The organism is Klebsiella sp. 1SOBk5mer (assembly GCF_046603115.1).
GTDB lineage: Bacteria > Pseudomonadota > Gammaproteobacteria > Enterobacterales > Enterobacteriaceae > Klebsiella > Klebsiella quasipneumoniae.
On the sequence record NZ_JBKIUU010000013.1, the window covers coordinates 99,590 to 118,716 of the forward strand.

Here is a 19,127-nt window from a genome sequence, read left to right on the forward strand (position 1 = left end):
GGCCTCTGCTCCAACCGTTGCAGCACATTCAGATTGATGTCGTGTTATACTCCGCCACATTCGTTTTGTGTGTCGCTGCGGCGACCGACCGTTTCCACCTCAGGCGAGAGACAATGTTTGATAATTTAACCGATCGTTTGTCGCGTACGCTGCGCAACATTAGCGGCCGCGGACGCCTTACAGAAGACAATATTAAAGACACCCTGCGCGAAGTGCGCATGGCGCTGCTGGAAGCGGACGTTGCGCTTCCGGTGGTACGTGATTTCATCAGCCGCGTCAAAGAGAGCGCGGTCGGCCATGAAGTCAATAAAAGCCTGACTCCGGGTCAGGAGTTCGTCAAAATCGTCCGCAACGAGCTGGTGGCGGCGATGGGCGAAGAGAACCAGACCCTCGACCTGGCGGCGCAGCCGCCGGCGGTGGTGCTGATGGCGGGCCTGCAGGGCGCCGGTAAAACCACCAGCGTCGGTAAGCTGGGGAAATTCCTGCGCGAGAAGCACAAGAAGAAAGTGCTGGTGGTTTCCGCGGACGTTTACCGCCCGGCGGCGATCAAACAGCTGGAGACCCTGGCCGAGCAGGTCGGCGTCGACTTCTTCCCGTCCGACGTCGGCCAGAAGCCGGTTGATATCGTCAACGCGGCGCTGAAAGAAGCGAAGCTCAAATTCTACGACGTGCTGCTGGTGGATACCGCCGGTCGTCTGCACGTTGACGAAGCGATGATGGACGAAATTAAGCACGTCCACGCCGCCATTAATCCGGTTGAAACCCTGTTCGTCGTCGATGCGATGACCGGCCAGGATGCGGCGAATACCGCCAAAGCCTTTAACGAAGCGCTGCCGCTGACCGGCGTGGTGCTGACCAAAGTGGACGGCGACGCCCGCGGCGGCGCGGCGCTGTCGATTCGCCATATTACCGGCAAGCCGATTAAATTCCTCGGCGTCGGCGAGAAAACCGAAGCGCTGGAGCCGTTCCATCCGGACCGCGTCGCCTCTCGCATCCTCGGCATGGGCGACGTGCTGTCGCTGATCGAAGATATCGAGAGCAAAGTCGACCGCGCGCAGGCCGAGAAGCTGGCCTCCAAGCTGAAGAAAGGCGACGGTTTCGATCTCACCGACTTCCTTGAGCAGTTGCGCCAGATGAAAAACATGGGCGGCATGGCCAGCCTGATGGGCAAGCTGCCGGGTATGGGCCAGATCCCGGACAACGTGAAAGCGCAGATGGATGACAAAGTGCTGGTACGTATGGAGGCGATCATCAACTCGATGACCCTGAAAGAGCGCGCCAAGCCGGAAATCATCAAAGGTTCACGTAAGCGCCGTATCGCCGCCGGCTGCGGGATGCAGGTGCAGGATGTGAACCGTCTGCTCAAGCAGTTCGACGACATGCAGCGCATGATGAAGAAGATGAAGTCGAAAGGCGGCATGATGAAGATGATGCGTGGCATGAAAGGGATGATGCCGCCAGGCTTCCCGGGCCGCTAATCGGCCTGGCTTGTTTGCCATTTCGCCACCGGGGTGTGCTCGCCATCCTCACGTACTACGTGTACGTTCCGGTGGCTGCGCGCACGCCGGCAGCGAACTGACTGCACCGCCGACGGCCTTTTACAGCAGACTTATCAACTGCTGATTGCATTTTCCCCAGAAATCAGTAAAATTTTCGGGCTTTTAATATGACACCGGGCTCCGTTCCTCGATGGGGCCCGGTTGTTTTATTCACACAAGAGGATGTTATGGTAACTATTCGTTTAGCACGTCACGGCGCTAAAAAGCGTCCGTTCTACCAGGTTGTTGTCACCGACAGCCGTAATGCACGCAACGGTCGCTTCATCGAGCGCGTTGGTTTCTTCAACCCGATCGCTAACGGTGCGGAAGAAGAGACTCGCCTGGATCTGGATCGTATCGCTCACTGGGTTGGCCAGGGCGCTACTGTTTCCGATCGCGTTGCCGCGCTGATCAAAGCCGCTAACAAAGCAGCTTAATCTGTCACGGTGGTCATGATGAGCAAGCAACACACCGCACAAGCACCTGTTGATCCGATCGTATTGGGGAAAATGGGTTCTTCCTACGGTATCCGTGGTTGGCTCAGAGTGTTTTCCTCCACCGAAGACGCCGAAAGCATTTTTGACTATCAGCCCTGGTTAATCCAGAAGGCGGGTCAGTGGCAGGTCGTTGAGCTGGAAAGCTGGCGCCACCACAATCAGGACATCATCATCAAGCTGAAAGGCGTTGACGATCGTGATGCCGCGAATCTACTGACTAATTGCGAAATTATCGTGGATTCATCGCAGTTGCCGGAGCTGGAAGAGGGTGACTACTACTGGAAAGACCTGATGGGCTGCCAGGTAGTGACAACGGAAGGCTATAGCCTCGGTAAAGTCATCGATATGATGGAAACCGGGTCTAATGACGTGCTCGTCATCAAGGCAAACCTGAAAGATGCATTTGGTATCAAGGAGCGGTTGGTTCCGTTCCTCGATGGGCAGGTTATCAAGAAAGTCGATCTCACTACGCGTACTATCGAAGTAGATTGGGATCCTGGTTTTTAAATTCTCCGGATAAACGGTAAAAGACGGCGCTATGTGGATTGGCATAATTAGCCTGTTTCCTGAAATGTTCCGCGCAATTACCGATTACGGGGTAACTGGCCGGGCAGTAAAAAATGGCCTGCTGAGCATCGAAAGCTGGAGTCCTCGCGACTTCACGCATGACCGGCACCGTACCGTGGACGATCGTCCTTACGGCGGCGGACCGGGGATGCTAATGATGGTGCAACCCTTACGGGATGCCATTCATGCAGCAAAAGCCGCGGCAGGTGAAGGCGCGAAGGTGATTTATCTGTCACCTCAGGGACGCAAGCTTGATCAAGCGGGCGTCAGCGAACTGGCAACGAATCAGAAACTGATTCTGGTGTGCGGTCGCTACGAAGGGATAGACGAGCGCGTAATCCAAACCGAAATTGACGAAGAATGGTCAATCGGCGATTACGTTCTCAGCGGTGGTGAGTTACCGGCAATGACGCTGATTGACTCCGTTTCCCGGTTCATTCCGGGGGTACTGGGCCATGAAGCATCAGCAACGGAAGATTCCTTTGCTGATGGGTTGCTGGATTGTCCCCACTATACCCGTCCTGAAGTGTTAGAAGAGATGGAAGTACCGCCAGTATTGCTGTCGGGAAACCATGCTGAGATACGTCGCTGGCGTCTGAAGCAGTCGCTGGGCCGAACCTGGCTTAGAAGACCTGAACTTCTGGAAAACCTGGCTCTGACTGAAGAGCAAGCAAAGCTGCTGGCGGAGTTCAAAACTGAACACGCGCAACAGCAGCATAAACATGATGGGCAGGCGTGAGCCCCCAATATCAGTTTACCCAGGATAAGAGATTAAATTATGAGCAACATTATTAAGCAACTTGAACAAGAACAGATGAAGCAGGACGTACCTTCCTTCCGTCCGGGTGATACCGTGGAAGTGAAAGTATGGGTTGTTGAAGGTTCCAAAAAACGTCTGCAGGCATTCGAGGGCGTGGTTATCGCTATTCGTAACCGCGGTCTGCACTCTGCATTCACTGTTCGCAAAATTTCCAACGGCGAAGGCGTTGAGCGTGTCTTCCAGACTCACTCTCCGGTAGTTGACAGCATTGCTGTTAAACGTCGTGGTGCTGTACGTAAAGCTAAACTGTACTACCTGCGTGAGCGCACTGGTAAGTCTGCTCGTATCAAAGAGCGTCTTAACTAAGATTCGCTTTCGCGACATCCTGACAAAAAGGGCTGGCCTCAGGGCCGGCCCTTTTTTTATCTTTGTTGTAACCATCGTGATGTAAATCATTTACAATACGCCCTCTATTCGGAGGGGCGGTGGTCAGCAACAGTTTTCAGCAAACGACACCTAAACGGCGAGCCGCCTGGCTGGCGCTGTTGGCGATCCTGCTGATCGTCGTGGCTCCCCTGATCTCCGTCTCCCTGCAAAAAGACCCCATGAGCGCCATGCCCGGCATGCACCACGCCATGATGATGGACAGCTCGCCAGCGAGTATGGCGCAGATGCCTGGCCACGAGATGGCGATGACGCATAGCGCAGACGGCGCTACGCATACCGGACACGAACTGCCGCTGGATCATGCCGAAGCGTGTGGCTATTGCGTGCTGTTAGCCCACGTCCCGGGGCTGCTTTTCGCGCTGGCGCTGTTCGTCGCCATGCTCCTGCGGCGCATTCGCCTGCCGGCTTCTCGGCCGGTATTAAAACACTGGCGTTACTTTCCCTGGCTCTACCCCGAAACCCGCGCCCCGCCGCGGCTGTCTGCTTTTTCCCTTTAATAAAAATGAATCTGCGCACTGCGCAACGACCTCTTTTTGCTTTGAAAAAGGAAAAGTATGACAACCTGCACCTCGCGCGCGGCATGGCTGAACCTGCTGCGTCGCCTCCATTTCTATATCGGGCTGTTTATCGGACCGTTTATCTTTGTCGCTGCCCTGACCGGCACGCTGTACGTGGCGACGCCGCAGCTGGAAAACTGGCTCTATCACGATGCGCTGTATGGCCTTCCCGAAGGCACCCCGCAGCCGCTCAGCGCCCAGATTGCGGTGGCAGAAGAAGCGACCCAGGGTAATCTGCGGCTGCTGGCGGTACGTCCGGCCCCCGCGGTGGGCGAGATCACCCGCATTATGTTTGCCGATCCGAGTCTCGGGGAGTCGGAATCCCGGGCCATTTTTGTCGATCCGATCGCGCTGCGGGTGAAGGGCGATATGACGGTCTACGGCACCAGCGGCATCCTGCCGCTGCGGCAGTGGATTGACTATGCGCATCGTTCGCTGCTGCTGGGCGACAGCGGGCGGCTCTACAGCGAACTGGCTGCCTCATGGATGTGGGTGGCCGCCCTGGGGGGCATTGCCCTGTGGGCGATGACGCGTCCAAAACGGCGGCTCAATAACGCCCTGCAGAATCATCGTCGGCTGCACGTGACGTTGGGCTGGTGCTTACTGCTGGGCATGCTGCTCTTCTCCGCCACCGGCCTGACCTGGTCGCAATGGGCCGGCGGCAACGTGGATAAAATGCGGGCGGCTTTCGGCTGGTGGACGCCGCAGGTCAATACCCTGCTGCACGGTGAGGCGCCGATGGCGCACGATCCCCATGCCGGGCATCATAGGGAGGCGATGGCCATGACCCAGCATCAGCCAGCGCAGTTTGACCAGGCGCTGGCGGTGGCCCGTCAGGCGGGGCTGAACGCCAGCCGGCTGGAGATCCGTCCGCCGGTGTCAGACGAACGCGCCTGGACGGTGAATGAGATTGACCGCCGCTGGCCGACGCAGGTGGACGCGGTGGCGATCGATGGCGCCACGATGCAGGTGGTGGATCGCACCCATTTTGCCGACTTTCCGCTGATGGCGAAGCTTACCCGCTGGGGCGTCGATTTCCATATGGGGATCCTCTTTGGTCTGGCGAATCAGCTGCTGCTGGTGGGGTTTGGCTGCGCGCTGTGCGTAACCATCGGCGTGGGGTACCGGCTGTGGTGGATACGCCGTCCGCCACAGGCCCTCTGGGATCCGGCGCATTCCCTGCTGCAGGCATGGCTGTCGCTCGCCTGGCCTGCCCGTGGGCTGGTGCTGGGGATAGCGTTAGCCCTGGGGCTGGCCATGCCGTTGATGGGGATCAGCCTGGTGCTGTTCATTGCCGTTGACTACCTGCGCTGGCGCGCGGCAACGGCAATGAGGATAGCGAAGTCCAGCGATTAAGCGGACGTCTACGGCGTGCTGATGACCACCGTGACCCGGCGGTTTTCAGCGCGCCCGGCCGCGGTATCGTTGCTGGCGATCGGGTATTTTTTGCCAAGGCCGCGGGTGACTAAATTACTGCGCGGGATATGGGCGCCTTCCGCCCAGGCATCGGCTACGCTGTTGGCCCGCTTAAGCGACAGGGCTTCGTTATAACTATCCTCACCATAATTATCGGTGTGGCCTTCAAGGCGGCTATGTGTAATCCCGGTTGTCGCCAGCCGCGAGGCCATTTGGGTGATCTGCTGGCGGCTGTCGGGACGTAGTCGGTAGTCATTCTTGTCAAACAGGATGCTATCGGATAAGCCCAGGGACCAATCGCCATTGCTTTCAGTGAAGCCATAAGATTTCATCGCCGCCACCTGCTCAGGGGTAAATTTTCCCTGAGGAGCCTGGCAACCTGTCAAAAGCGCCGCCGCCATCAGGGCGGGGGCGAAATATTTCCTGATCATAATGCGTCCTTTATTATTTCAGCATCTGCTGGATACGTTGGTTTTTCATCCGATACATATTCTGATCGGCAAGTTCTTGCAGTGATTCCGCCGTGGCGTGTTCCCACGCCAGGGCATAACCGACGCTCAGCGAGAGCGTGGCGCTATGGCCATTGTGCAGGTTGAATGGCGGAAGAAATTGTTCTGACAGCGCCTGGCACAGGGCCTGGACTTCTGCTTCCGAGCGCACCTCGCGCAGCAGAACGGCAAACTCATCGCCACCAAGACGCCACGCCAGATGGCGTTTACCGGCGAAAGTCATCAGGCGGCTGGCGACTTCCATCAGCACTTTATCGCCCGCCGCATGTCCCCAGTTGTCATTGATCAATTTGAAGTTATCGCCATCGAGAAACAGTAACGCTGAGGTCTGGTGATCCACTTCATTTTTCATCAGCTCGGCGAGCGCGTTGCGAAAGGCGGCGCGGTTAGCCAGGCCGGTCAACGGATCGTGTAACGAGCTGCGCAACAGCTGAGCATTTTTGGCCTGCAACTGGCGCTGCCAGTCCTCCATCTCCCCCAGCAGACTGTTAAAGTCCTGGGCAAACAGATGGAACTCCTCGATACGCTCCTCCGGCACCCGCCGGGAGAAGTGGCGGTTTTCGCGAATATCATGCACGACCTCGGTAATGCTCTGCAGGGCGGCGACGATCCCCCGGTGCAGGGAGTGGGTCAGCAGCAGGCCGATGAACGAGGCGAGCAGAATGCTGCCGGTCAGTACCAGAATCGAGATGCCGAGAAAGTGGCTAATCAGTTCGTCAAGCGCGGTCAGTCGCAGCTCGCCGATTTGTTTCCCCTGGTGCCAGATGGGCTGCACCGTGGGCTCCGGAAACAGCCATTTACTGATAAGGCCGCTCACTTGTTCTTTGTTGGCCAGCGGTTCGTGGCGCCAGGCGGCGAAGTGCTGCTTCTGGCCGTTGAGCACGATCGCCTGGGAAATCTGCCCTTGCTTCCCCAGCGAAGCGAGGGTCTCCTCTGCTGCCGCGCTGTCGCCAAACACCAGGGCGGCTTCGAGGCTGCGGCCCATGGTCGCGGCAGTGAGCTCAAGATTTTTCTGCGCGTACTGCTTGAGCGTGAAAATAGAGGCCGTGCTCAGCAGCAGCCAGACCAGCGTCATGGAGATCACCACGCTTATCACGCTAATGCGACGCAGCGCGCGTTTGAACGTCGGGCGCGATGTCTGTGAAAAGTCCTTATTCATGTGGTTTCTTCCGGGCAAGCATCAGGACGTCCGGGTTAACCCGAACCCCGCTGTGCGTCAGAACGTCCAGATTAACGGAGAAGCGGACCCTGTCGTCGTTGATGATCAGGCAAAACGCGCTACCAATTGAGCAATCCGTATTTTGTTCTGCGATGAGTAACAGCGGCCTCGAGCCATAGCGGCGAGTTAATTCCGACTGTTGGGTCGGCGTTTCGCTGCCAAAATAAAAACCATCGCAGGTCGTTTTTAACGCTTCTTCACTATTACGTACTATCACCGGTTGATAAGGCAATGCATCCGGCGCTTCATGAGCCAGGCTATGGGTGAAGCGTGATGAGGCAAAAATGCATAGCTTCGGCGCCCCTGTTAATGACGGCCAACGGGTGTAGGTCACGATCCCGGAAACAATAGCGCGAACATGTTCTGAAGGTCCGGCAGCAAAAACAGGAGATACCGCGATGAGAAAAAATACAGTCAATAAAAGACGGTGTAATACTGTCATTAACGCTTCCGTCAAATTCGCCATAGCGCGGGAATAGCCGCTGCCGATGCCCGGCGAAGAATACCACTGATAGCAAAACCCGTCATTAGATGCGCCCTTTGCTTTGGGACAAATCTCACCAGGATTTTTCGTAATGCCGATGGCGCTGGCGAGCGATTTTGGCGCGATTTCATTATCTGTAAATATTATTGTACGGTTAATGCCGCTGTAAGGGCCAATTAATTTATCGATGTAAAGTAAAATTTACGGATTATGGATTGAATTCTTTACTTCGTATGGTATCGTTACGTCATGCCCGCTGAGGCAACCCTTATCGCAAACGAGCTACACAGGATCGCAATCATGCAAAAAGACGCGCTGAACAACGTACATATTACCGACGAACATGTATTAATGACCCCGGAGCAACTGAAGGCGGAATTCCCCCTGAGCGTTGAACAGGAAGCGCAGATCGCGCACGCCCGTGAAACCATCTCCAATATCATCGCCGGTCGCGATCCGCGCCTGCTGGTGGTCTGCGGTCCTTGCTCCATTCACGATCCGGAAGCGGCGATCGAATATGCTCGTCGGTTTAAAGCCCTTGCCGCAGAGGTCAGCGATAGCCTCTACCTGGTGATGCGCGTCTATTTTGAAAAACCCCGTACCACCGTCGGCTGGAAGGGGCTGATTAACGATCCGCATATGGATGGTTCGTTTGATGTTGAAGGCGGCCTGAAGATTGCGCGTCGTCTGCTGGTCGAGCTTGTGAATATGGGACTGCCGCTGGCGACGGAAGCGCTGGATCCCAACAGCCCGCAGTACCTTGGGGATCTGTTCAGCTGGTCCGCTATCGGCGCGCGAACCACGGAATCTCAGACGCACCGCGAAATGGCCTCTGGTCTTTCCATGCCGGTAGGCTTTAAAAATGGCACCGACGGTAGCCTGGCCACGGCTATCAACGCCATGCGCGCCGCGGCGATGCCGCACCGCTTCGTCGGTATCAACCAGGCCGGGCAGGTCTGCCTGCTGCAAACGCAGGGTAACCCGAACGGCCATGTGATCCTCCGCGGCGGTAAGGCGCCGAACTACGGTCCGGAAGATGTGGAGAAATGTGAAAAAGAGATGGCGCAGGCGGGACTGAAGCCGTCGCTGATGGTAGATTGCAGTCATGGGAACTCCAATAAAGATTTCCGCCGCCAGCCGGCCGTGGCTGAATCCGTTGTCGCGCAGATCAAAGATGGCAATCGCTCCATTATCGGCCTGATGATCGAGAGTAATATCCACGAGGGCAATCAGTCCTCTGAACAGCCGCGTGAGTCGATGAAATATGGCGTTTCGGTAACGGATGCCTGCATCAGCTGGGAAACCACCGATGCGCTGCTGCGTGAACTGGATAAGGATCTCCGCGGCCACCTGGCGGCCCGTTTGGTGTAAGAGGAAAGTATGGTTGCTGAACTGACCGCGTTACGCGATCAAATTGATGAAGTGGATAAAGCGTTGCTTAGCCTGCTGGCTAAGCGCCTGGAACTGGTGGCCGAAGTCGGCGAGGTGAAGAGCCAGTATGGCCTGCCGATTTACGTCCCGGAACGCGAGGCGGCGATGCTCGCCTCCCGGCGTGAAGAGGCGGCTGCGCTTGGCGTTCCGCCGGATCTGATCGAGGACGTTCTGCGTCGCGTGATGCGGGAATCCTATTCCAGCGAAAACGACAAAGGCTTCAAAACCCTTTACCCGAATCTGCGGCCGGTGGTGATCGTCGGCGGCGGCGGGCAGATGGGGCGTCTGTTTGAGAAGATGTTAACGCTGTCCGGCTACCAGGTGCGCATTCTGGAAAAAGAGGACTGGGCGCGGGCGACGGATATCGTCGCCGATGCCGGTATGGTCATTGTCAGCGTGCCGATTCACACCACCGTGGAGACGATCGCCAGGCTGCCGCCGCTGCCGGCGGATTGCATTCTGGTCGACCTTGCCTCGGTTAAAGCAGAGCCGCTGCAGGCGATGCTGGCGGCGCATCAGGGCCCGGTACTCGGCCTGCACCCGATGTTCGGTCCGGACAGCGGCAGCCTTGCCAAGCAGGTGGTGGTCTATTGCGATGGCCGCCAGCCGGAGGCCTATCAGTGGTTCCTCGAGCAAATTCAGGTCTGGGGCGCGCGCCTGCATCGCATCAGCGCGGTGGAGCACGATCAGAACATGGCCTTTATTCAGGCGCTGCGCCACTTTGCCACCTTCGCCTATGGTCTGCATCTGGCGGAAGAGAATGTGCGCCTTGAGCAGTTGCTGGCGCTCTCGTCACCCATTTACCGGCTGGAGCTGGCGATGGTGGGCCGTCTGTTTGCCCAGGATCCGCAGCTCTACGCCGACATTATTATGTCCTCGGAAAACAACCTGGCGCTGATTAAGCGCTACTACCAGCGGTTTGGCGAGGCGATCGGTCTGCTGGAGCAGGGCGATAAGCAGGCGTTTATCGATAGCTTCCGTAAAGTCGAACACTGGTTTGGCGATTACGCCCAGCGTTTCCAGAGCGAGAGCCGCACGCTGCTGCGTCAGGCGAACGATAATCGGCAGTAAAGCGAAAAAGATGTATACAATAAAGCCAGCGACCGCTGGCTTTTTTTATAGGGATGACAACGATGGCTGAACCACAACCGCTGTTTGACTACACCGGATACCTGCCGGAATGCCCGACCTGGAGTGAGGCAGAGCAGGCCCTCTACTGGGCCGATATCATGAAATGTGAAATTCACCGCTACGATACCCGCAGCGGCGAACACCAGGTGCTGCAGTTTCCGGAGGAGGTCGGCTGTTTTTCCCTGCGCGAGAAGGGCGGTTTTATCGTTGCATTGCGCAGCGGTATCTGGCTGACCGACACCCACGGTCTGCTGCGGCGGAAAGTCTGCGATAACCCGAGCAACCCGGAACTGGCGCGCTTTAACGACGGCGGGACCGATCGCGACGGGCGCTTTTATGCCGGCACCTTCTGGGGCCCGGGGGATTACAACGGCGCGCTGCTGATGCGGGTCGATAACGACCTGAAGCCGACGGTGATCCAGTGCGACATCCATGGCGCCAACGGTCTGGCGTTTAGCGCCGACCGGCGCTGGATGTATACCTCCGATACGCCGAACGCCGTGATTTACCGTACGCCGCTGGATGAGCAGGGTGAGCCTGGCCGGCGCGAAGTCTTTCGCCGTTTTCTGCCGGGCGAAGGGATCCCGGACGGGGCGGCGATTGACGTGGAGGGATGTTACTGGAGCGCAATGTTTGACGGCTGGCGGATCGCTCGTTTCTCTCCGCAGGGTGAGGAGCTGGAGTCCTACCCGATGCCGGTACGTTGCCCGACGATGGTCTGCTTTGGCGGGGCGGATATGAAAACGCTCTACATCACCACCACCCGGGAAAACATGGCGGACGATGAGCTGGCGCAGTATCCGCTGTCCGGCGCTATCTTCACCCTGCCGGTGGCGGTGGCAGGGATGAAGAAATTGCCGTTCCGCGAACGCTAAACCGGATCCACCGGCACGACGTTTTCGCTGGGGTAGCAACCGAGAACCTTCATGGAGCGGGTGATCTCCGCCAGCTCCTTCAGCGCCTTGCGCATGGGCAGCGAGTCCAGGTTTGCCTGAATATCGAGATAAAACATCTCTTCCCATGGATTGCCATGGATTGGGCGAGACTCCAGTTTGGTCATGATCAGATTGTGATTGCGCAGCACCAGTAAGGCCTCCACCAGGGCGCCCGCCTGCTGACCGGTCGCCATTAACAGCGTGGTCTTCGCCGGAACCTGATCGGAGACGTTCACCGCTTTGCGCGCCAGAACGAGGAAGCGCGTAATATTCTGCGTCTGGTTGGCCTGGCAGTGCTCCAGCACCTGCAGACCGTACAGGGCGCCGCCCGCTTCGCTGCCCAGTGCCGCGACGGCCGGGGAGTTCGCCTGCGCGACTTTTTCCATCGCCGCTGAGGTGCTCTCGGTATATTCAATCTTCCAGTGCGGGTAGCGACTCAGATACTGGCTACACTGCTGGAACGGCTGCGGATGGCTGTAGACGGTCTGAATTTTATCGGCATCCGTCGAGGTGCTGACCAGTACGCAATGATCGATAGGGATCGTCAGTTCGCCAACGATCGACAGGCTGGTGTGCTGCAGCAGATCGTAGACGTCGTTGATCCCGCCGGAGCTGGTGTTTTCAATCGGCACTACGGCGTAATCGGCCTGACCGGTCTCCACCTGATTAAAAATATCGGCGAACTTCGCGCAGCCGCTTTCAATAAACTGCTCAAAGTGGCGAGCGGCGTACTGACGCGCCGCCAGATGCGAATAAGAGCCTTTGGGACCGAGGAACGCCACGCGAGCCGAATGCGGGTTAATTTTATTCAAATGCTGCTGCAGCAGGGTTTGCTGGGTCAGAACAGAGTCTTCGATAATCAGCTGGAACAGGCGGGTGATGTAGTGTGCATCCAGATTATGACGCTTGCCGAGGGTCATCAGACGCTCCAGCAGATCGCGTTCGCGGTCAATATCACGCACCGGACGATGGGAGGCCAGTTTGGCTTTACCAACCTCAACAGCCAGCCCGCGACGCTCCGCCAGCAGAGCAAGCAGTTTCTCATCCAGCGCGCTTATCTTGTCGCGCAGCGCCAGTAATGGGTTTTCCTCGGTCATAGATGTTGCCTTTGTTGTTATCAAATAAAAAAGGCCTCCCGGGTGGGAGGCCTTATTGTTCGTCTTCGCATTCTTTCTTATACGACGAATTGCCTCCCGGTCAGGGGAAGGTAAAAAAGAATGCGAAGAAGAACGGGACGAGTTTCATGATGAATTCCTTTAAGTAGTGGGGATTACAGTACCTGTACTGTTTTCACTCTGTCAATAAAAAACGCGCCCGAAGGCGCGTGGCATGACACAACTTAAGTTAAGGATTACTCTTCTTCTTCCACAAAGCCTGCCTCTTTCACCGACGTCGCGGCGCGGCGGGCTTCCCCTTTGTGTTGCACTTTATTGAGCTGCCGTTCCAGCTTGTTGATCAATTCGTTAATGGCGGCGTACATATCTTCATGACGCGCACTGGCAACCAGATGGCCGTTTGGCGTGTTAATGGTTGCGTCAGCGATAAAACCCTGCGGCTCCTTAGACAGAATGATGTGCGGGTTAATTAAATGAGTTTGCCACTTATCCAGTTTGGCGAGACGGTCTGCGACATGCTGGCGGATTGCCGGAGTAATTTCCATTTGTTTACTGGTAATGTTCATTGTCATAAATTTTACCTCTTGTCTTTCCCGTCTTGGTGAATCCAGCATACCTTTCCCAATGTCAAAATGTGTGATCTAAATCACATTCTATTGTCACTTTTTGTCAACGAATTCATTTTGTGAGACAGGGCAGGAAGAGATGAGATTTTACTTGTCGAACCCGACAAAGCAGGCCATATTTGATGAGTTAACCCGGCGCTAAACCGCTTCAGCTAGCCAGGATAATGGATAAAAAAACGGCAGCCAGTGGCTGCCGTTTGCGATCTATGAATCAGGCTCAGGTATTCTTGCTGTTCGCGGCGATAATCTTCGCGACTTTGTCCGCCTGAGCGTTCATCTGCATTTGACGATAGGCGTTTTCCATCTTCGGCAGGGCATCGCGGGTGGCCTGGGTATCCGGATAGTTACGCATCATACCTTCCACGCGGTTAACGACGGCAACCCATGCGCCGCGGTCGGTGTAGTAATCCACCACCGACAGCTCATACTTCGCCAGGCGATCTTTCAGGAACACCATGCGCTTATAGGCGTCAGTGGCATACTGGCTGTTCGGGTAGCCACGTACCAGTTTGGAGAAGTCATTGAAGGCATCGCGCGCGTGCTGCGGATCGCGGTCGGAACGATCGACGCCGAAGAAGCCCTGCAGGGCGCTGTCATCCAGAGCCATGTTGGTCAGGCCGCGCATATAGATGACGTAGTCGATGTTCGGATGGGTGGGGTTCAAGCGCATGAAGCGATCGATGGCGGCCTGAGCCAGCGGCAGATCGGCGTTTTTGTAATACGCATAAATCAGATCCAGCTGTACCTGTTGGGAATAAGGGCCGAATGGATAACGGTTATCCAACGCTTCCAGTTGCGTTATCGCCTGTTTCCAGTTACCGTCCTGCAGTTTTTGCTGGGCGGTCGCGTAGATTTCATTCGGCGGATTATCAGGCACCTCTTCCTTAGAGCCGGAGCAACCCACCAAAGCCAGGCTCAGTGTGGCGGCTGCCACCAGGTATTTCATGCGCGTCATGACGTTTTGACTTCCTCAAAATGTTTATGCGGGAGAATCTCTGTTCCTGCTCCCGATTAAGACCAGCTACAATAGCACACTATATTAAACGGCAAAGCCGTAAAACCCAACGTTAAACGAAGAAGCTGTATATGGCACAACGAGTACAACTCACCGCAACGGTGACCGAAAATCAACTCGGTCAACGCTTAGATCAGGCTTTGGCCGAATTGTTCCCTGATTATTCGCGATCGCGGATAAAAGAATGGATCCTCGACCAACGCGTATTAGTCAATGGCGCCATTGGCGATAAACCGAAAGAAAAAGTGCTGGGGGGAGAACGCATCGCTATCGATGTGGAAATCGAAGAAGAGGCGCGCTTCCAGCCGCAGGATATTCCGCTCAATATCGTTTACGAAGATGACGACATCCTCGTGATCAACAAACCGCGCGATCTGGTTGTACATCCTGGCGCGGGCAACCCCGACGGTACTGTGCTGAATGCGCTGCTGCACTACTATCCGCCTATTGCCGATGTGCCGCGTGCGGGTATCGTCCACCGTCTGGATAAAGACACCACCGGTCTGATGGTGGTGGCGAAAACCATTCCAGCGCAAACCCGGCTGGTGGAGTCGCTGCAGCTGCGCGAGATCACCCGTGAGTACGAAGCGGTGGCGATCGGTCATATGACCGCCGGCGGTACGGTGGAAGAGCCGATCAGCCGTCACCCGACCAAGCGTACCCATATGGCGGTGCACCCTATGGGCAAGCCGGCGGTGACCCACTACCGCATTATGGAACATTTTCGCATTCATACCCGTCTGCGCCTGCGTCTGGAAACCGGGCGTACGCATCAGATCCGCGTGCATATGTCGCATATTACCCATCCGCTGGTAGGCGACCAGGTGTATGGCGGCCGCCCGCGTCCGCCGAAGGGCGCGTCGGAGGAATTCATCACCGCGCTGCGTAAATTCGACCGCCAGGCGCTGCACGCCACCATGCTGCGTCTGTACCATCCGATTACCGGTATTGAAATGGAGTGGCATGCGCCCATCCCACAAGATATGGTCGAGCTCATCGAGGCGATGCGCGCCGATTTTGAAGCCCATAAGGACGATATTGACTGGTTATGACTAAACTGATTGTACCGCAGTGGCCAATGCCCGGCAGCGTGGCGGCCTGTAGTTCTACCCGCATCGGCGGCGTGAGTCTGCCGCCCTATGACTCGCTCAATCTGGGCGCCCATTGCGGCGACAATCTGCAGCATGTCGAAGAAAACCGGCGGCGGATGTTTGCCGCCGGCGGCTTGCCGTCTTACCCGGTTTGGCTGGAGCAGGTTCATGGTACCGATGTGCTCACGCTGGACGGCGGACCCTATCCGTCGAAACGCGCGGATGCCTCTTATAGCCGTACGCCAGGGACTGTCTGCGCGGTGATGACCGCTGACTGCCTGCCGGTCCTGTTCTGTAACCGCGCCGGTACCGAGGTCGCCGCGGCGCATGCGGGATGGCGCGGCTTATGCGAAGGGGTTCTGGAAGAGACGGTCGCCCGTTTCGCCGATAAAGCCGAAAACATTATGGCGTGGCTGGGGCCCGCCATCGGTCCGCAGGCGTTTGAGGTGGGGCCAGAAGTTCGCGACGCTTTTATGGCGAAGGATGAGAATGCGCACCGTGCTTTTCGTCCGGCAGGCGAAAAATATTTTGCTGATATCTACCAACTGGCTCGGCAGCGTCTGGCAAACGTCGGCGTTGAGCAGATTTTCGGCGGCGATCGCTGCACGCTAAGCGAAAAGGATGATTTTTTCTCTTACCGGCGCGACAAGACCACCGGTCGTATGGCAAGTTTCATTTGGCTGATATAACCTAGAGAATCAAGACGATCCAGAAGGCAAACTTATTTTTCGCATAGTTCAGGTCTTTAACCTTGAATAATTGAGGGATGACCTCATTTAATCTCCAGTAGCAAATTTGACCTGTTATGGGAGGAGTTATGCGTCTGGATCGTCTTACCAATAAATTCCAGCTTGCTCTTGCCGATGCCCAGTCGCTCGCACTCGGGCACGACAACCAATTCATCGAACCTCTTCATTTAATGAGCGCCTTGCTGAATCAGGAAGGGGGATCGGTACGTCCTTTATTAACCTCGGCGGGCGTGAATGCCGGGAAACTGCGCACTGACATCGAACAGGCTCTGAGCCGTTTACCGCAGGTGGAAGGCACCGGCGGCGATGTACAACCTTCTCAGGATTTAGTGCGGATCCTGAACCTTTGCGACAAGCTGGCGCAAAAGAAAAAGGACAATTTTATTTCGTCAGAACTGTTTGTTCTGGCGGCGCTTGAATCACGCGGTACGCTGACCGACCTTTTAAAATCCGCCGGAGCAACAACCGCCAACGTGACCCAGGCGATTGAACAAATGCGCGGAGGTGAAAGCGTGAACGATCAGGGTGCCGAAGACCAACGTCAGGCATTGAAGAAATTTACCGTCGATCTCACCGAGCGTGCCGAACAGGGCAAGCTGGACCCGGTTATCGGCCGTGATGAAGAGATCCGCCGTACCATTCAGGTACTGCAGCGCCGTACCAAAAACAATCCGGTGCTGATTGGTGAACCCGGGGTGGGGAAAACCGCTATCGTCGAAGGCCTGGCGCAGCGTATCGTCAACGGCGAAGTGCCGGAAGGGCTGAAAGGCCGCCGGGTGCTGGCGCTGGATATGGGCGCGCTGGTGGCCGGGGCGAAATACCGCGGTGAGTTTGAAGAGCGTCTGAAAGGCGTGCTGACCGATCTGTCGAAACAGGAAGGCAACGTCATTCTGTTTATCGATGAACTGCATACCATGGTTGGCGCCGGTAAAGCCGATGGCGCGATGGATGCAGGCAACATGCTGAAGCCGGCGCTGGCGCGTGGTGAACTGCACTGCGTCGGGGCGACGACGCTTGACGAATACCGTCAGTACATTGAAAAAGACGCTGCGCTGGAGCGCCGCTTCCAGAAAGTGTTCGTCGCCGAGCCATCGGTAGAAGATACCATCGCTATTCTGCGCGGCCTGAAAGAACGTTATGAACTGCACCACCACGTGCAGATCACTGACCCGGCAATCGTGGCGGCGGCGACCTTGTCGCATCGTTACATTGCCGACCGTCAGCTGCCGGATAAAGCCATCGACCTTATCGATGAGGCGGCGTCCAGCATCCGTATGCAGATCGACTCGAAGCCGGAAGAGCTGGACCGTCTCGATCGCCGTATCATCCAGTTGAAACTGGAGCAGCAGGCGCTGAAGAAAGAGTCTGATGAGGCGAGTCTGAAGCGCCTTGATATGCTCAACGAGGAGCTGGCGGATAAAGAACGGCAGTACTCGGTGCTGGAAGAAGAGTGGAAAGCGGAAAAAGCGTCCCTCTCCGGCACTCAGACCATCAAAGCCGAGCTGGAGCAGGCGAAAATCGCCATCGAACAGGCGCGTCGCGTCGGTGACCTGGCGCGGATGTCTGAGCTGCAGTACGGCAAAATTCCGGAACTGGAGAAACAGCTGGCGGCAGCCACTCAGTCCGAAGGGAAAACCATGCGTCTGCTGCGTAATAAAGTGACGGATGCTGAAATCGCCGAAGTGCTGGCCCGCTGGACCGGTATCCCTGTCTCCCGCATGATGGAAAGCGAGCGTGACAAACTGCTGCGTATGGAGCAGGAACTGCATCATCGGGTAATTGGCCAGGATGAGGCGGTTGAAGCGGTATCTAACGCGATTCGCCGCAGCCGTGCCGGGCTATCCGATCCGAACCGACCGATTGGTTCATTCCTGTTCCTCGGTCCGACCGGGGTCGGTAAAACCGAGCTGTGTAAAACGCTGGCTAACTTTATGTTCGACAGCGACGACGCGATGGTGCGTATCGATATGTCCGAGTTTATGGAGAAACACTCCGTCTCGCGTCTGGTCGGTGCGCCTCCGGGATACGTCGGTTATGAAGAGGGCGGTTACCTGACCGAGGCGGTGCGCCGTCGTCCTTATTCCGTCATCCTGCTGGATGAAGTGGAAAAAGCGCACCCGGATGTGTTCAACATTCTGCTGCAGGTACTCGACGACGGGCGCCTCACCGATGGGCAGGGGAGAACGGTCGACTTCCGTAATACGGTGGTCATCATGACCTCGAACCTCGGTTCCGATCTGATTCAGGAACGGTTCGGCGAGCTGGATTACGGACATATGAAAGACCTGGTGCTGGGAGTGGTCAGCCAGAACTTCCGTCCGGAGTTCATCAACCGTATCGATGAAGTGGTGGTCTTCCATCCGCTGGGTGAGAAACACATTGCTTCTATTGCCCAGATCCAGCTGCAGCGTCTGTATAAACGTCTGGAAGAGCGCGGATATGAAGTGCGGATGTCTGATGAGGCGCTGAAGCTGCTAAGCGCCAACGGGTACGATCCGGTATACGGCGCGCGGCCACTGAAACGCGCTATTCAGCAGCAGATTGAGAACCCGTTAGCCCAGCAGATCCTTTCTGGTGAGCTGATTCCGGGTAAAACCGTCGAGCTGGTAGTGAAAGACGACCGTATCGTGGCAGTGCAGTAAGTCACAAAACGACAAAAACGGGCCCAGCGGGCTCGTTTTTGTTTAAAAACCAGGCAAGAATTAAAGCTCAATACCTGATTTGGTTGAAAAGTGAGCGGTTGAATTCTTTTTTTGAATTTATCCTTGTCACTTCAGAATTACCCCCTATAATGCGCCTCCACTGACACGGAACAACGGCAAGCAAGCCGCCGGGACAGCAGGATTCAACAGCGAAAGCAACGTTGAAAACCGACAGAGAAAAGCAAAATAAGCGCTTGACTCTGAATGAGGAAAACGTATTATACGGGACCTCGCGACAGAGCGCTAAAGCGCGTCGCAACTGCTCTTTAACAATTTATCAGACAATCTGTGTGGGCACTCAAAGTGACATGGATTCTTAACGTCCTCGGACGAAAAAT

The 19,127-nt window shown here is 56.3% G+C and carries 20 protein-coding genes and 1 other annotated feature; of the genes, 13 read left to right on the forward strand and 7 right to left on the reverse strand.

The window, feature by feature from the left end; all coding sequences use genetic code 11:
- The first annotated feature begins 113 nt into the window (after window positions 1–113).
- The 7 genes from ffh (at window position 114) to ACLH1U_RS22185 (ending at window position 5,722) form a co-directional block, all read left to right on the forward strand.
- Entirely contained in the window at window positions 114–1,478 is a 1,365-nt protein-coding gene (gene ffh, locus ACLH1U_RS22155) for a signal recognition particle protein (RefSeq protein ID WP_002914152.1), read from the forward strand.
- Window positions 1,479–1,726: 248 nt separating this feature from the next.
- Window positions 1,727–1,975: a 30S ribosomal protein S16 gene (gene rpsP / locus ACLH1U_RS22160; protein WP_002914149.1), complete on the forward strand. Its 249-nt coding sequence runs from the start codon at window positions 1,727–1,729 to the stop codon at window positions 1,973–1,975.
- An 18-nt stretch (window positions 1,976–1,993) separates the two neighbouring features.
- On the forward strand, window positions 1,994–2,542 hold the full coding sequence (gene rimM, locus ACLH1U_RS22165; protein WP_004150977.1) for a ribosome maturation factor RimM: 549 nt from the start codon (window positions 1,994–1,996) through the stop codon (window positions 2,540–2,542).
- Between the two features lie 31 nt (window positions 2,543–2,573).
- Complete coding sequence (trmD, locus tag ACLH1U_RS22170) at window positions 2,574–3,341, forward strand: tRNA (guanosine(37)-N1)-methyltransferase TrmD (protein WP_002914147.1); 768 nt, start codon at window positions 2,574–2,576, stop codon at window positions 3,339–3,341.
- A gap of 39 nt (window positions 3,342–3,380) precedes the next feature.
- On the forward strand, window positions 3,381–3,728 hold the full coding sequence (gene rplS / locus ACLH1U_RS22175; RefSeq protein WP_002914145.1) for a 50S ribosomal protein L19: 348 nt from the start codon (window positions 3,381–3,383) through the stop codon (window positions 3,726–3,728).
- A 119-nt stretch (window positions 3,729–3,847) separates the two neighbouring features.
- The gene (locus ACLH1U_RS22180; protein WP_032453748.1) at window positions 3,848–4,306 is read left to right on the forward strand and encodes a DUF2946 domain-containing protein; all 459 of its coding nucleotides are present in this window, start codon (window positions 3,848–3,850) and stop codon (window positions 4,304–4,306) included.
- Between the two features lie 57 nt (window positions 4,307–4,363).
- Window positions 4,364–5,722 (forward strand): PepSY-associated TM helix domain-containing protein, encoded by a 1,359-nt coding sequence (locus tag ACLH1U_RS22185; protein WP_411299465.1) that lies wholly within the window; start codon window positions 4,364–4,366, stop codon window positions 5,720–5,722.
- 8 nt (window positions 5,723–5,730) lie between these two features.
- On the opposite strand, the gene ACLH1U_RS22190 is transcribed toward ACLH1U_RS22185, so the two are convergent.
- From ACLH1U_RS22190 to ACLH1U_RS22200, 3 genes are read right to left on the reverse strand one after another with little or no spacing between them, the layout of a single operon-like run.
- Window positions 5,731–6,213: an OmpA family protein gene (locus tag ACLH1U_RS22190; protein ID WP_023290687.1), complete on the reverse strand. Its 483-nt coding sequence runs from the start codon at window positions 6,211–6,213 to the stop codon at window positions 5,731–5,733.
- Between the two features lie 13 nt (window positions 6,214–6,226).
- Window positions 6,227–7,450 (reverse strand): diguanylate cyclase DgcN, encoded by a 1,224-nt coding sequence (gene dgcN, locus ACLH1U_RS22195; RefSeq protein ID WP_023290686.1) that lies wholly within the window; start codon window positions 7,448–7,450, stop codon window positions 6,227–6,229.
- Window positions 7,443–7,952: a YfiR family protein gene (locus ACLH1U_RS22200; protein ID WP_023290685.1), complete on the reverse strand. Its 510-nt coding sequence runs from the start codon at window positions 7,950–7,952 to the stop codon at window positions 7,443–7,445. Before ACLH1U_RS22200 ends, dgcN begins: the two co-directional genes overlap by 8 nt.
- A 342-nt stretch (window positions 7,953–8,294) precedes the next feature.
- On the opposite strand from ACLH1U_RS22200, the gene aroF reads away from it, so the two are divergent.
- The 3 genes from aroF (at window position 8,295) to ACLH1U_RS22215 (ending at window position 11,431) form a co-directional block, all read left to right on the forward strand.
- Window positions 8,295–9,365 carry a 3-deoxy-7-phosphoheptulonate synthase AroF gene (gene aroF, locus ACLH1U_RS22205; RefSeq protein ID WP_064157707.1) on the forward strand — a complete coding sequence of 357 codons (1,071 nt, stop codon included), beginning with the start codon at window positions 8,295–8,297 and terminating at the stop codon, window positions 9,363–9,365.
- Window positions 9,366–9,374: 9 nt separating this feature from the next.
- Window positions 9,375–10,496 (forward strand): bifunctional chorismate mutase/prephenate dehydrogenase, encoded by a 1,122-nt coding sequence (tyrA, locus tag ACLH1U_RS22210; RefSeq protein WP_004206843.1) that lies wholly within the window; start codon window positions 9,375–9,377, stop codon window positions 10,494–10,496.
- Between the two features lie 62 nt (window positions 10,497–10,558).
- A complete protein-coding gene (locus tag ACLH1U_RS22215) occupies window positions 10,559–11,431 on the forward strand; it encodes an SMP-30/gluconolactonase/LRE family protein (RefSeq protein ID WP_411299466.1) in 873 nt (290 codons plus the stop codon).
- Here ACLH1U_RS22215 and pheA read toward each other — a convergent pair.
- From pheA to bamD, 4 genes are all read right to left on the reverse strand, one after another.
- A complete protein-coding gene (gene pheA, locus ACLH1U_RS22220) occupies window positions 11,428–12,588 on the reverse strand; it encodes a bifunctional chorismate mutase/prephenate dehydratase (protein ID WP_023290682.1) in 1,161 nt (386 codons plus the stop codon). The two genes, ACLH1U_RS22215 and pheA, sit on opposite strands and share 4 nt — an antisense overlap.
- A gap of 24 nt (window positions 12,589–12,612) precedes the next feature.
- Window positions 12,613–12,737 (reverse strand) — a sequence feature (Phe leader region).
- The gene (pheL, locus tag ACLH1U_RS22225) at window positions 12,689–12,736 is read right to left on the reverse strand and encodes a pheA operon leader peptide PheL (protein ID WP_100250063.1); all 48 of its coding nucleotides are present in this window, start codon (window positions 12,734–12,736) and stop codon (window positions 12,689–12,691) included. It overlaps the preceding feature by 48 nt.
- 105 nt (window positions 12,738–12,842) lie before the next feature.
- Window positions 12,843–13,178 (reverse strand): ribosome-associated translation inhibitor RaiA, encoded by a 336-nt coding sequence (gene raiA, locus ACLH1U_RS22230; protein ID WP_002914111.1) that lies wholly within the window; start codon window positions 13,176–13,178, stop codon window positions 12,843–12,845.
- A gap of 271 nt (window positions 13,179–13,449) precedes the next feature.
- Window positions 13,450–14,187: an outer membrane protein assembly factor BamD gene (gene bamD / locus ACLH1U_RS22235; RefSeq protein WP_004145664.1), complete on the reverse strand. Its 738-nt coding sequence runs from the start codon at window positions 14,185–14,187 to the stop codon at window positions 13,450–13,452.
- A 131-nt stretch (window positions 14,188–14,318) separates the two neighbouring features.
- Between bamD and rluD the strand changes: the two genes are divergently transcribed.
- From rluD to clpB, 3 genes are all read left to right on the forward strand, one after another.
- Window positions 14,319–15,299 (forward strand): 23S rRNA pseudouridine(1911/1915/1917) synthase RluD, encoded by a 981-nt coding sequence (rluD, locus tag ACLH1U_RS22240; RefSeq protein ID WP_023290681.1) that lies wholly within the window; start codon window positions 14,319–14,321, stop codon window positions 15,297–15,299.
- Entirely contained in the window at window positions 15,296–16,027 is a 732-nt protein-coding gene (gene yfiH, locus ACLH1U_RS22245; protein ID WP_023290680.1) for a purine nucleoside phosphorylase YfiH, read from the forward strand. Before rluD ends, yfiH begins: the two co-directional genes overlap by 4 nt.
- A 128-nt stretch (window positions 16,028–16,155) precedes the next feature.
- Entirely contained in the window at window positions 16,156–18,729 is a 2,574-nt protein-coding gene (gene clpB / locus ACLH1U_RS22250) for an ATP-dependent chaperone ClpB (RefSeq protein WP_004206837.1), read from the forward strand.
- Window positions 18,730–19,127: the final 398 nt, after the last annotated feature.

What these genes read in the sequence shown, in the direction of transcription:
- ACLH1U_RS22185 (WP_411299465.1), top strand. Translation starts at nt 4,364, where the DNA reads ATGACAACCTGCACCTCGCGCGCGGCATGGCTGAACCTGCTGCGTCGC.
- rplS (WP_002914145.1), top strand. Translation starts at nt 3,381, where the DNA reads ATGAGCAACATTATTAAGCAACTTGAACAAGAACAGATGAAGCAGGAC.
- pheA (WP_023290682.1), bottom strand. Translation starts at nt 12,588, where the DNA reads ATGACCGAGGAAAACCCATTACTGGCGCTGCGCGACAAGATAAGCGCG.
- trmD (WP_002914147.1), top strand. Translation starts at nt 2,574, where the DNA reads ATGTGGATTGGCATAATTAGCCTGTTTCCTGAAATGTTCCGCGCAATT.
- bamD (WP_004145664.1), bottom strand. Translation starts at nt 14,187, where the DNA reads ATGACGCGCATGAAATACCTGGTGGCAGCCGCCACACTGAGCCTGGCT.
- ACLH1U_RS22190 (WP_023290687.1), bottom strand. Translation starts at nt 6,213, where the DNA reads ATGATCAGGAAATATTTCGCCCCCGCCCTGATGGCGGCGGCGCTTTTG.
- rpsP (WP_002914149.1), top strand. Translation starts at nt 1,727, where the DNA reads ATGGTAACTATTCGTTTAGCACGTCACGGCGCTAAAAAGCGTCCGTTC.
- dgcN (WP_023290686.1), bottom strand. Translation starts at nt 7,450, where the DNA reads ATGAATAAGGACTTTTCACAGACATCGCGCCCGACGTTCAAACGCGCG.
- ACLH1U_RS22200 (WP_023290685.1), bottom strand. Translation starts at nt 7,952, where the DNA reads ATGACAGTATTACACCGTCTTTTATTGACTGTATTTTTTCTCATCGCG.
- rluD (WP_023290681.1), top strand. Translation starts at nt 14,319, where the DNA reads ATGGCACAACGAGTACAACTCACCGCAACGGTGACCGAAAATCAACTC.
- yfiH (WP_023290680.1), top strand. Translation starts at nt 15,296, where the DNA reads ATGACTAAACTGATTGTACCGCAGTGGCCAATGCCCGGCAGCGTGGCG.
- ACLH1U_RS22215 (WP_411299466.1), top strand. Translation starts at nt 10,559, where the DNA reads ATGGCTGAACCACAACCGCTGTTTGACTACACCGGATACCTGCCGGAA.
- ffh (WP_002914152.1), top strand. Translation starts at nt 114, where the DNA reads ATGTTTGATAATTTAACCGATCGTTTGTCGCGTACGCTGCGCAACATT.
- rimM (WP_004150977.1), top strand. Translation starts at nt 1,994, where the DNA reads ATGAGCAAGCAACACACCGCACAAGCACCTGTTGATCCGATCGTATTG.
- raiA (WP_002914111.1), bottom strand. Translation starts at nt 13,178, where the DNA reads ATGACAATGAACATTACCAGTAAACAAATGGAAATTACTCCGGCAATC.
- clpB (WP_004206837.1), top strand. Translation starts at nt 16,156, where the DNA reads ATGCGTCTGGATCGTCTTACCAATAAATTCCAGCTTGCTCTTGCCGAT.
- aroF (WP_064157707.1), top strand. Translation starts at nt 8,295, where the DNA reads ATGCAAAAAGACGCGCTGAACAACGTACATATTACCGACGAACATGTA.
- tyrA (WP_004206843.1), top strand. Translation starts at nt 9,375, where the DNA reads ATGGTTGCTGAACTGACCGCGTTACGCGATCAAATTGATGAAGTGGAT.